The 11,940-nt window shown below is 62.5% G+C and carries 9 protein-coding genes; 5 read left to right on the forward strand and 4 right to left on the reverse strand.

Annotation, left to right across the window (positions count from 1 at the left end):
* Positions 1-6: 6 nt before the first annotated feature.
* Positions 7-5,748, reverse strand: coding sequence for an alpha-2-macroglobulin family protein (locus tag BM193_RS22320; protein ID WP_254786371.1), 5,742 nt, complete (start codon positions 5,746-5,748; stop codon positions 7-9).
* A 478-nt stretch (positions 5,749-6,226) separates the two neighbouring features.
* Here BM193_RS22320 and BM193_RS22325 point away from each other — a divergent pair, with 478 nt between their 5' ends.
* Together BM193_RS22325 and BM193_RS22330 are read left to right on the forward strand one after the other, a co-directional pair.
* A complete protein-coding gene (locus BM193_RS22325; RefSeq protein ID WP_092800832.1) occupies positions 6,227-7,255 on the forward strand; it encodes an OmpA family protein in 1,029 nt (342 codons plus the stop codon).
* 77 nt (positions 7,256-7,332) lie between these two features.
* A complete protein-coding gene (locus BM193_RS22330; protein ID WP_092800829.1) occupies positions 7,333-8,280 on the forward strand; it encodes a YihY/virulence factor BrkB family protein in 948 nt (315 codons plus the stop codon).
* Positions 8,281-8,340: 60 nt separating this feature from the next.
* On the opposite strand, the gene BM193_RS22335 is transcribed toward BM193_RS22330, so the two are convergent.
* The 3 genes from BM193_RS22335 to BM193_RS22345 all read right to left on the reverse strand — a co-directional run bounded on the left by BM193_RS22335 (position 8,341) and on the right by BM193_RS22345 (position 10,570).
* Positions 8,341-9,432, reverse strand: coding sequence for an AI-2E family transporter (locus BM193_RS22335; protein ID WP_092801170.1), 1,092 nt, complete (start codon positions 9,430-9,432; stop codon positions 8,341-8,343).
* A 177-nt stretch (positions 9,433-9,609) separates the two neighbouring features.
* Complete coding sequence (locus BM193_RS22340; protein ID WP_092800826.1) at positions 9,610-9,921, reverse strand: BON domain-containing protein; 312 nt, start codon at positions 9,919-9,921, stop codon at positions 9,610-9,612.
* An 82-nt stretch (positions 9,922-10,003) separates the two neighbouring features.
* Positions 10,004-10,570, reverse strand: coding sequence for a hypothetical protein (locus tag BM193_RS22345; RefSeq protein WP_254786372.1), 567 nt, complete (start codon positions 10,568-10,570; stop codon positions 10,004-10,006).
* A gap of 265 nt (positions 10,571-10,835) precedes the next feature.
* Between BM193_RS22345 and BM193_RS22350 the strand changes: the two genes are divergently transcribed.
* The 3 genes from BM193_RS22350 to BM193_RS22360 all read left to right on the forward strand — a co-directional run bounded on the left by BM193_RS22350 (position 10,836) and on the right by BM193_RS22360 (position 11,854).
* A complete protein-coding gene (locus BM193_RS22350; RefSeq protein WP_092800823.1) occupies positions 10,836-11,282 on the forward strand; it encodes an outer membrane lipoprotein in 447 nt (148 codons plus the stop codon).
* Between the two features lie 69 nt (positions 11,283-11,351).
* Positions 11,352-11,504, forward strand: coding sequence for a DUF3309 family protein (locus tag BM193_RS22355; RefSeq protein ID WP_092800820.1), 153 nt, complete (start codon positions 11,352-11,354; stop codon positions 11,502-11,504).
* A gap of 44 nt (positions 11,505-11,548) precedes the next feature.
* On the forward strand, positions 11,549-11,854 hold the full coding sequence (locus tag BM193_RS22360; protein ID WP_092800817.1) for a hypothetical protein: 306 nt from the start codon (positions 11,549-11,551) through the stop codon (positions 11,852-11,854).
* The last annotated feature ends 86 nt before the right edge of the window (positions 11,855-11,940 follow it).

Genomic DNA, 11,940 nt, shown 5'->3' on the forward strand with positions numbered 1-11,940 from the left:
CACGCTTCACCGCCCCACCTTCACAGTCGCATTCGGCGACTCGCCAAACATTTCCGGCGAATACATGGCCTCGATGCGCGTGGCCGGCAGGCTGAACTCCCCAGCATTGTTCAGCCGTACCGTGTATTCCACGCTCCAGTTACCTTTCGGCACGAAGGCGTAGTAGGCGCGGAAGGCGTCAAACGCGCGCTCCTCGAACGTGGGCCAGACCCAGCCCGTGGATTTCTCGCCGGCCGTCAGCAGCTGCGAATCGCGCCCCAGGCCATTGCCCAGCACCGTGGCGCTGGCGGGGATCGGGTCGTCGACCACCACCCAGCTCATATCCGCCTGCGCCGACAAGTCCAGGCGCACGCGATAGACATCGCCGCGCGACCACGCGCCCGCCGTCTTCTGTTCCACGGGCGTGATGGTTTTCCTGATCGTGTAGCCGCTGGAGACGGGCGCTTTGAGCGGGATGGCCGCCAGGCTTTGCACGGTGGCCCACGGCTTGCCCGTGCCGCTGTGCGCCAGGCCCAGGGTATCGATCCCTTTCGGCCACGCCTGCAGCACGGGGCCCACCTTCGCCGCGCCATTCCACACGAGCGCTTGCGTATCGCCGCCCAGCTTGACGGCGCTGGCGCCCGTCACGGGTGTCGACTCGAATTTGGCCGAGAATTTGGCGATGGCCAGCGTGCCCCAGGCGTTGGCCACCGTGGTATCCCAGCGGCCCTTTTTCTGCCGGCCCATGCTGCCGCGCACCAGGCGGCCGATGTCGTCCTTCCACGCCGGATCGTCCATCACGGCCAGTAATAAACGGTTGGCGTTGACGTCGCCCGAGACCATCAGCCACCACCAGTTATCCTTGCGCTCGGTGGAAAAGCCCATGGTCGTGCCCTGGAAGTTCAGGCGCGAACGCAGGATCTGCTGCGCCTCGGCCAGCAGCGCATCGCGGCGCGCCAGGCTTGGCGTGCGCTGCAGCAGCAGGCTCCAGTCGATGACGGCGGACGTGGGCCACAGGTTCGGGTTGATGCTGATGCTTTCCAGCGCATCGGGCGGGACCTTGTTCGAGCGCGACAGCGCTTCCAGCGCCGCCAGCTTGCGCACGGCCAGGTCGGTCGTGGGCAAGGCCGAATGGCGCACGATGCGGCCCTGCACGAAGGCCGTCAAGGCTTCTTCCATGCGGTTCTTCGTCTGTTCGGGAATCGCATAGCCCGCTTCCTTCGTAGCCGACAGCACGTACGCCGTCAGGCTGTCGCTGCCCTGCTCCATGATGGGGAAATATTTCAGCATGCCATCGCCATCGAGGTAGGCGGGCAGGCTGGCGGCCAGCTTGTTCCACGCCTCCTGGTCTTGCAGGGCGATGGCTTTCGACGTGTTTTGCTCGAAGCAGGTGTAGGGGTAGGCGGCCATGTACTCACGCACGCCGGGCAGCTCGCCGCCCAGCTTGGCGACAAAGCTGGTCTGGATGCCGCCGCGGCCCGGCAAGGCGCCGGCCGGCATCTGCACGGACATGTTCGTCGGCTTCTCGATCTGCAGCAAGGTGGCTTGATAGGTGCGCACGGGCGTGGCCTGGCCCACCTTTTGCGTGATTTTCAGTTTGTCCGTATGGCTGCCCGCCTTCGCGCCGATCTCCCACACAAGACTTGCCGCGCCGAGCGGCACCTGGTAATCCCAGCCCGTTTCGCGCGCTTCGCCGGCCGCCAGGGTCAGGCTCTGGCGCGGCAGCGCCTTGCCCGCCGCCGTGGCATTGAGTTCCACGTTCAGCGCCGCCGCCGAAGTGTTGCGCACAGTAAATCCTGCGCGCAACTGGTCGCCTTCGCGCACGAGAGTCGGCAAGCCCGACATCAGGATCAGGTCTTGCGAGCTGCGGATATCCGTGCTGCCCGTGCCGAACAATTCCTTGCCCGCGCTGGCGATGGCGACGATGCGGAACCCGGTCAAGGAATCGTTCAGCGGCACTTGCACGCTCGCTTCACCCTTGGCGTCGAGCTTGACGGTGGCCTTCCAGAACAGCAAGGTATCGAACAGTTCGCGGCTGGCCCCCTTGCCGCCGCCACCGCCGGCCGGGAAGGCCTTGCGGCCGAAGTGGCGCTTGCCGATCACCTGCATTTGCGCCGTCGCCGTTTCCACCTGCAGGCTGCGCTGCGCCATCATGGTATCGAGCAATTTCCAGCTCTCGTTGGGCATCAGTTCCAGCAGCCCCGTATCGACGGCCGCCAGCGCCACCTCGGCGCCGGCCGGCAACGGTTTGCCATCGGCGCGGCGCACGCGCACGGACACCTCCGCCCTGTCACGCGTTTTATATACTTCCTTGTCGGACACGACCAGCACGTTCAGTTCATGCGCCTGCCACCCCACGTTCAGCGGGGCGATGCCCATCTTGTAGGCCGGCTTGCCCAGGTCCACCAGGGCCGTGGGCTGCACGCCGTCCACCCGGCCCCGCACGACAAACACGGAGACATACACGTTGGGCGCGTAATTCGGTTTGACAGGGATTTTCACCACGGGTTCCCGGCCATCGAGCTGGCGCACATAGGTATCAAGGATGCCTTCGCGCTCGACCGTGATCAGCGCCGTGCCCGAACGGAACGGCATGCGCACTTGCAAGCTCGCTTCCTGGCCCGGTTCATAGCGTTTCTTTTCCGGCAGCACGTCGATGCGGTCGTTGTCGCTGACGTTGAACCACCAGTCACCGCTGCCGGCCACCCAGGTTTCGCGGTTGGCGACGGCCGCATTGCCGGCCCCGTCCTGCGTGCGCGCGCGCAAAATCAAATTGCCGCTGGCGGGCGCCTTCACATCGCAGATCAGGAGGCCCTTGTTGTCCGTCTTGCCATTGCAGGCCGGCCCCAGCTTGACGACTTCGCTGCTGTTTTCATACGCATAAAAGCCGCCGATCAGGCGCCGGCGGTGCGAGTAGCTGTTGCGCTGGAAGAAATCCACGGCCACCGGCGCATTCGCCACCGGCTTGCCATCCGTGCCCAGCACGACCACCGTGAACTTGAAGGCGTCCTTGCTCAAGGCCCAGGCGTCGGGCTTGATGCCGATCACAACATTCGATGGCCACAGCGGCACGCGCGTGGCGACCGAGGCCGTCTCGCCATTTGCATCCTGGAAAGCCATTTCCGCCACCAGGTCGCGCGGCGTGGACAGCTGCGGCAACTGGTCGATGACGATGCGCGCGCCGCCTGCCTTGTCCAGATTCAGGTTCTGCGTGCGCGCCGCCGTGGCGCCGGCACCGCCACTGCCTTCATCCTGCCACTCGCCCTCCTCGTCGTCGTAGCCCGTGCCCTGTTTGACGAGTCCTTCCTTCACGTCGCCATTGCTGAAGCTATAGTCGGGATAATCGGCAAACGTCACGCTCTTGTCTTGCAGCACGGTGCGCAGCTTGACAGGCGCATTCGTGGCCGCGCCGCCGGCCAGGTAGGTGATCTGCGCGTCGAGGGCCAGCTGTTTCGCCTGCACGGCGGGCGCTTTCGGTCCCTGCAGCACGGCTTTCATGGTCGGCACGCGGAACGCTTCGACACGGAAACTGCCGGACGGCCGGCCCGCCATCGTCACGCTGTATTCGCCCTGCTTGGCGTCGGCGGGAATGAGCCAGTCGCTTTCCGCCGTGCCGCCGGCCGACCAGCGCAGCGGCAACTGGTAATTCTGGTCGCTGCCCTGGTGCGTGATGACGACGGAGGTGGCGCTGCCGGGGCCGTTATTCTTGTCGACCAGGCTCAAGCCTTCGGCCGTGTGCTTGCGAATAAAGTGCTTCATGTGCACGGTTTCGCCGGCGCGCAGCAAGGTGCGGTCGAATACGGTGGCCAGCAAGGTGTTGTCGGCCCGCGTGTCGTCCGTGGGCAAGTTGAAGCGCCACGCTTCGATGCCGCCCACCCAGTCCGACAGGGTAAACGTCATGTCGCCGCCGCTGCGCGCACTGATGAAGTAGCGGTTGTTGTTCTTGCAGCTGGAAGCGGCCAGCTCGCCGGGAATGCGCGCCACGCCGTCGCCGCCCGTGGCGCCTTGCCACAGCAGCTTGCCGGCGCAGTCGCGCACGGCCACCTGCGCCTTGGCGACAGGCGCGCCCTTGTCCAGCGTCGTCACCCACACGAGCGACGATTGCGCGCCGTGCTTGAAGTGGGCCGCCAGGTTCGTCACCAGCGCGGCCGTGCGGATATACGCGGTGGTCGGCTTGCCCAGCAGCACCTTGCCGAGGATGGGGCTGGCCAGCTCGACCACATAAAAGCCCGGCTTTTGCAGCGGAATGCCGATCACTTCAAAGGTCTTGCTGCCCTCGGGACGCGGCAGGCTGATCGGGCGGGTGCCGGCGGCGTCGGCCAGCACGGATTTGCTCATGTTGCCCGCATACTGGGCATACGGCTGCCAATACTCTCCTCCGTCGCCATGGCCGGCCAGGCGCTGCATCCACTCGATGACGAACTTGTCGTCATTGTCGGCTACGCGCAAGGTGGCGCCCGTGGCGGCGGCGGATGGCCGGGACACTTCCTTGCCCGACAGCACAGGCTCGATATTGCGCACGGTAACGGGCAGCAAGCCGTCGCCCTTGGCTTCGATGATGCCGAACGGGGCCGGAAACTTCAGCAGCGGCGGCTGTTCGCCCGTGCGCACCGTCATGGGAAAGCGGGCGCGGTTGAGCAGGATGCGGCCCGCATCATCGGTCAGCTTCGGCGGCAGCGCCAGCACGAAACTGGCTTGCACGGGGAAGGGGCCATGGAAGGTGGCATCGTTCAAAAATTCGGCCTTTTCCTCCTCCTTCGCAATCGTCGGCGCATATGTCTTGCCGCCCCCCGTCAGGGTCATGGCGCGCACCAGCGATGCTTTCACGGGCGCGGAAAACTGCACGCGCATGGGCAGGAACGGGATGCACTGCTCCTTCGGATTGCTGCGCTCGCAGCTGAACCTGGCCGTGAAATCGGGCCGCGTCTTGAAATGCAGGCTCTGCGCCTTGTCCGTGGCGATGCCGCTGGCGCTGGCGATGCCCTCGCCCCACACGAGCGACACCTTGGCGTTGGCGGGAAAGCTGCGCTTGCATTGCAGCACGGTCACAGGCAGCGGCGGCGCGCCCTTGCTGGCCACGGGCATGCCCACTTTCCACACCACGCCACGCTTCTTGAAATACACGGTCAGGTAGCGGTCGACAAAATTCTTGCGCAGAGCCAGGACTTGTTCCAGCTCCTTGCCCACAAGCTGCCGCACGGGAATTTTTTCATTGATGCCATCGGCGCGGCAATAGGCATGCGCGGCCACGCTGGCCTCGTTCGGCGCGGCATCGAGGCCCAGCACGAAGATCTGGTTCTCATCGATATACGGCTGGCCGTCATACGGCATGGACTCGACGATGGCCGGTCCGCCCGTGGAAAAGCGGTAGGCCGCCGTGCCCTGCAGCGGCTGGCCCGCCAGGTCCTTCAGGCCTGGTTTCAAGCTGAAGCTGCAGGCCACGCCGGCCGGCAAGTCGCGCTCGAAATCGTAGTTCCAGTTGCGCTCGTCGGCCCAGCGCCCCGCGCCCGCCACCACGGCCGGCTCGGCCTTGCCGCAATCGATGGCGAACGGCGCGGCCAGCGCCATGTCGCCGAAGGGCACCATCGGCGTGGCGAACTGGGCGCGCACCTGGCGCACGGCCTTGACCGTGCCGCTGGGCGAAAACAGGGCGACGCCGCTGTCGGCCGAAGCGGGCAATGCCGTCGCCAGCGACAGCAGCAGCGCACAGGCGCCCGACAGTGCCAGCGTTGGGAACGTGAAAGGGAACAGGCGGAAAGTCGTGGGCACGAAGTGACTCCTTGATGAAAAGTGGCGGAGCTGGCTGCGGCGTGTAAAAGTTGCCCAGGAGAAGCCCGGCAATTCAACAGAACGCGGCAGGATTACAACATCAATGTAATATTAGTTATCAAGCTCATCATTGTTGCTAATATACAGTGGCAAGCTGGTAACAAGTCGTACGATTGCCCGTGCCGCCACTCCATGAAATCGGGAAGGGATGGCAAAAAATGAGCTTCGGGCCAATTAGTTTTTTTCAACATCGCAGTATTTGTCGTGAATCTGCAACACTATTGATATACAACAATGCTTTGTGCGCCAGCGCACCGACCACTGGAACCTGGAACCGTATTCTCTAGTCCAACAGCAGTGCATTTATGACAAAAGAACGCACCTGGAATTGTTGTCCATCTTCTTAGCAATAGCACGCGCAGCAAGATGTGGCATTGATGCAGTAGAGAAAATCTCTTATCAACGTTGGGAGTTACTTGTGAATAATCTAAAAAAAATCGCCGTTGCCGCCGCAGTCCTGTGCTCCGCCCTCGGCGCACAGGCCCAGGAAATCAACCCATCCTGGTATATTCAACCTAGCATCAATGCTATGAAACCGGATTCGGATTTCTCCACCGATAAAACGGGCTATGGCGCTGGCTTGCGTTTTGGTAAGCCAGTTTCGCAAGACTGGGACGTACAACTGGGTACCACGTATGCCCGTTCCAAAGATGGCGGTCGCCGCTACCAGCAAAATACGCTGGGCATCGATGGCTTGTACATGTTCAACCGCGATCCTTCGTTCAGCCCCTTCGTGGTGGTTGGCGCGGGCATGCAGCGCGACAAGGACACCGGCCCCCTGGGCGAACGCAGCAAGAGCTCGCCGTACGTGAACCTGGGCCTGGGCTTCCAGAGCAAGCTCAGCGATCAATGGTCGACCCAGGTCGATGTGCGCAACGTGCACGGTTTCCTGCGTGGCAACACGTTTGACCAAAGCAAGTCCAGCAACTGGTATGTCAACGTGGGCCTGAACTACGCCTTCGACAAACCGCCAACACCGGCAGCTCCACCGCCGCCACCGCCGCCAGTGCGTGAAGAAGTCGTCGTGGTCGTGCCGCCACCACCACCGCCACCACCGCCACCACGCTTTGAAAAAGTGACGATGTCGGCGACGGAACTGTTCGCGTTCGACAGTGCCAAGCTGGGCCCGACACAGACCAAGCTCGACGAAATCGCCCGCGTGCTGAATGCGGCGCCGGACGTCAACAACGTCGTCATCAGTGGTTATGCCGACCGAATCGGTTCGCCGAAGTACAACCTGAAACTGTCGCAGCAGCGCGCTGATGCAGTCAAGGAGTACCTGGTATCCAAGGGCGTGGCCGCGAACCGTCTGACGGCCGAAGGCAAGGGCTCCACCAATCCAGTCGTCACTTGCGATAACAAGAAACGTGCTGACCTGATCAAGTGCCTGGAACCTAACCGTCGCGTTGAAGTCGAGCAAATCACCATCGAACGCCGCGTACAGTAAGCTGCACCAGTGGTACGCCACTAGGTAATACGCGTTAAAAAAGGGGCTGCGGCCCCTTTTTTTCATTGAAAGCCACCATGAATTTCTCTACCCGCTACCCCAAACTGGCTGGCCTCGCCCCGTTCAGCAAACAGATGCGCAGCGTCATCGTCTGCTCCGTCACCGAGTGGCTGGAACACCGGGCCTCGAGCAAGGGCGCGGCCCTCGCCTACTACACGCTGTTTTCCATCGCCCCCATCCTCGTGCTGGTGATCGCCATCGCCGGCTTTTTCTATGGCCCGGCCGCCGCGCGCGGCGAGCTGATGGGCCAACTGCAAGGCCTGCTGGGCACGCAGGGCGCCGAGGCCATCCAGCTGGTGCTGGCCGGCGCCAAGAATCATGAACAGGGCCGTATCGCCACGCTCATCGCCAGCGCCCTGCTGCTGTTTGGCGCCACCAGCGTGTTTGCCGAACTCAAGGCCAGCCTCGATGAAATCTGGCAAGTGCCACCGCTGAAGGAAGCGGGCGCCTGGGACATGGTCCGCACGCGCTTGCTCTCGTTCGGGCTGGTGCTGGTGCTGGCGTTCCTGCTGATGGTGTCGCTGGTGGTCAACGCGGCCATGGCCATCCTTGCCAACTTCTGGGAAGGGGTGTGGAAAGATACGGCCGTGCTGTTTACCATCCTGTCGAACCTGATCGGCTTTGCCGTCATCGCCAGCCTGTTCGCCGTCATCTATAAAATGCTGCCGCGCGTGCGCCTGTCGTGGCGCGACGTGCTGATCGGCGCCCTGGGCACGGCGTTCATGTTTTCACTGGGTAAATACGCGATTGGCGTGTATATCGGCAATAGTGGCGTGGCCAGCAGCTATGGCGCGGCCGGCTCGCTGGTGGCACTGCTGCTGTGGGTGTATTACTCGGCGCAGATCTTCTTCCTGGGCGCGGAATTCACGCGCCAGTTCGCCTTGCAGCTGGGCAGCATGAAGGACATGCCGAAGACGGAAGATGGCGACGTGCAGGTCAAGATCCTCAAGCGCCACCAGTCGTAACAGCATTCTCCGCACGCAACAACGGCGCCCGCGGGCGCCGTTTTCTTTGCGCGACGCCCATTATTCGCCCAGCAGTTCGGCCACCACTTCCATGCCCTGCACTCTTTCGGCGACGACTTTCACGATGACGATGATGGGCACGCCCAGCAGCAAGCCCCAGACGCCCCACAGCCAGCCCCAGAACAGCAGGCTGATGAAGACAGCCGTGGGATTCATGCGGGCGATGCGGCCCGTCATCCAGGTGGTCACGAACGTGCCCACCAGCGTGGCGATGGCCATCGACGTGCCCGTCACTAGCAAGACCATTTCCAGCGATTCGAACTGCAGGAAGGCCACCAGCCCCGTGGCGATGGTGATCAATAGCGGACCGAAGTACGGCATGATGTGCAGCAAGCCGGCCACGATGGCCCAGGCGCCCGCGTTTTCCAGGCCAATGATGCGCAGAGCGATCCACATCAGCAGCGCCAGCAAGCCATTCGTGACGAGCAGCATGAACATATAGTTCTGGATCGAGGTATTGATGTCTTCCAGGATATGCACGGTGACCTTCTTGCGGCTCAGCGACGGCCCCGTCAGCTTGACGAGCTTGCGCTTGAAGGTGTCGCCCGAGAGCAGCAGGAAAAACACCAGGAAGATGACCATGGTGGCCTGGCTGATGAAGCCCATCAGGCCCAGCGAACCGGCCCAGACCCAATCCATGATCTTGAAGTTGGGTGCGTCGGAGGCGGTGGCGCGGCGGTTGTTGCGGCGCGCTTCGGCGCCGGCGGCCACCTGCTCGATTTCATTGGCCACCGCCTGCATTTTCTGGAAGGTGCTGTTCTTGCCGCCCGTGTTGGCGGCGATCAGCCGCGACAGTTTATGCGTGGCGGCCGGCAATTCTTCGACGATGGATTCAAATTCGCCCTGCACGCGCTCGACCATGACGATGGAACCGAACAGTATCAGTGCCGTGACGGCGGTGGCGCCGATGGCGCGCGGCACGCGGATCTTTTCCAGCCAGGCGACGACGGGATTGAGGGTATAGGCAATGAAGATGCCAAAGATGACGGGAATGAGGAATTTCTGCGCCCACTGCAAGGCATAGATGAAACTGACAGTGGCGATGATGCCGAGCGCCAGGCCACGTGCATTGACATGCAGCGGCAGGCGCAAGGCGGGGTCCAACGGCTCCGCCGGCGTACCCGAAGGCGGGGTGACAGGCTCGAAAGGAACAGCCACAGCCGGATCGGGCGGGGCATCTGAAGGCTGGATATGCATGAGATTCCCGCTACGCTCGATGAAGGGCCACAGCGCCGGCCCGAAGGCCGGACGCTGCGGCAGGCCTTGCCATTACTTGACGCGGATATCGTTTTTCACCGATTTCACGCCCTTGACGCCGCGGGCGATTTCGCCTGCTTTGGCTGCGTCCGCTGGCTGGGCAACGAAGCCGCTCAGCTGAACCACGCCCTTGAAGGTTTCAACGTTGATTTCCGTCGATTTCAGGGTTGGCTCGTTGAAGATGCTGGCTTTGACTTTCGTCGTGATGGCCGCGTCGTCGATGTATTCGCCCGTGCCTTCCTTGGTCGGGGTGGAGGCGCAACCTGCAACAGCGAACAGGGAAGCAACGAAGAGGCCGGTAGCGATCGATTTAGTGAATTTCATGGTTTTTTCCTTAGGAGTGGTCAATCAATGTGCTCACAATGAGCTTCTTATACCAATTTGATTACAGCGCGCCGCGAGGCGGTCAGTAGCCAAACTGGGTTTTTGCAGCCTTGATGCAGTCATCCTTGGCTGCGCCGGCTAATGCATCGCATTTTTCTGTTGCGACCTTGTACTCGGCTTTTCTTTTTGCTTCACGCGCATCGCTGCGCGCTTCGATGACTTTCTTGTCCGCCTTGGCGTCGGCCAGGGCCGCCACCTTGGTGGACTTGGCCAGCTTGACGCAGACATCCTTGTCGTTGCCCGTCAGCGCATTGCAGCGCGCCAGGTCGACGTCGTAGTTGGCATCGGCAATCTTGATGCGCGCCTTGGTGTAGGCCCGCAGGGTATTCGTGTACTGCGCTTGCGCCACGGCTTCATCGTAGGTGCGCACGGCCTTCGCTTCGGCGATGCAGACATCCTTCGGGTTGCCCGTGATTTTTTCGCATTCGGCGTGCGCCAGCTTGTAATTCAGTGCCGCTTGTTCATTGGCTGCCTTGTAGGCCGCTTTCGCTTCCGGCGTGGCCGCAAAGGCTGAGCCGCCCCATGCGGCGCATGCCAGGCTGACGAGGATGGCGGCGTACAACTTGTTCTTCTGGATATTCTTATTCATTTGCTGCTCCCTGGTGGTGTCAAGCATGTCTGCTTGGCATGACTACCGTTTTACGTGGATAGTCGGCCCCCTTCTGTACGCTGCCGTACACAAGCCATTATTTTTGAATCCAGGAGACAGAACGGGAGAAATAACAACGTTTTGGCGAAAATCCCGCACTGCCGTGACCGGTCCGGCAGAAAATAAGTACGTGCGGCAGCGTACAGACCGGGACCATGGGCGTGACTAAGATGGAATCACACCCTCACCTCGTCAGGAGAATAAAATGAAAACCAATGCCACCTTGGCTGCACTGATGCTCGCCGCCACCGCCGTTCTGAGCGGTTGCGCCACCGGTCCATCCCAGTCACAACAGTACTATCCGGCCAACCAGCCTGAATCCGCCATGTACGGCACCATCGATTCCATCCAGATGGTGCAAGGCGGCGGCCAGACCAGCGGCGCCGGCGCCGTGGTCGGCGGCATCGCCGGTGCATTGCTGGGCAACACCATCGGTTCGGGCGGCGGCCGCACGGCAGCCACCGTGGCCGGCGCCGTCGCTGGCGGCGTGGTCGGCAACCAGGTGGAAGGCCGCAGGCAGCAGGCGCAGAACTACCAGATTAGCGTGCGCCTGGACAACGGCGAATACCGCACCGTGGTACAGGACAGCGCCGTTGACCTGCGCCCTGGCAACCGCGTGCGCGTCGTTGACGGCCGCGTCTACCGTTATTAATTCCATTCACGGCGCCTCCCAGCAGGCTGCCGGCACATTGCATCAGCTGCACGAAAACAAGGAGATACCATGGGCACCATCATTCTGATCATCTTGATCCTGGCCCTGGTCGGCGTCCTGCCCACCTGGCCGCACAGCCGTAACTGGGGCTACGGTCCCAGCGGGGTCGCCGGCCTGGTCGTAGTGATACTGATTCTGCTGCTACTGACGGGCAGGTTATAAAAAGAGGCGCTACGGCGCCTTTTTCATTTCTAGGAGGAAATATCATGACATCCATCCGCCACATCGCATTCGCCGCCCTGCTCGCCTGCAACCTGGCGCCGCCGAGCATGGCCCAGACGGCCACGCCGCAGCCGGGCGACCCGCAACGCTGGTACCAGGAAGACACTACGGCGCAGGCCCAGCTGCGCACCTTGCGCAAGGAAATCGCCGCCGCCCTGGCCGAGGCCAAAAAAGCGTGTCGCCTGGAACCGTCCGCCACGCGCGCCACCTGCCTGAAGGACGCGCAGGACACCTACCGGCAAGACATGGCGAATGCGGAAAAACTGCGCGAAGCGGCGCATCCGCAGTGATAGGCCGTTTCCGGCAACGCCGGATAACACCGCCGCGAGCGGCAGGGAGAGGTGGCCAGGAAGCGCAACCGTATTCTGGTACGGGG

The organism is Janthinobacterium sp. 344, from assembly GCF_900112025.1.
In the GTDB taxonomy this organism is placed as follows: Bacteria; Pseudomonadota; Gammaproteobacteria; order Burkholderiales; family Burkholderiaceae_D; genus Janthinobacterium.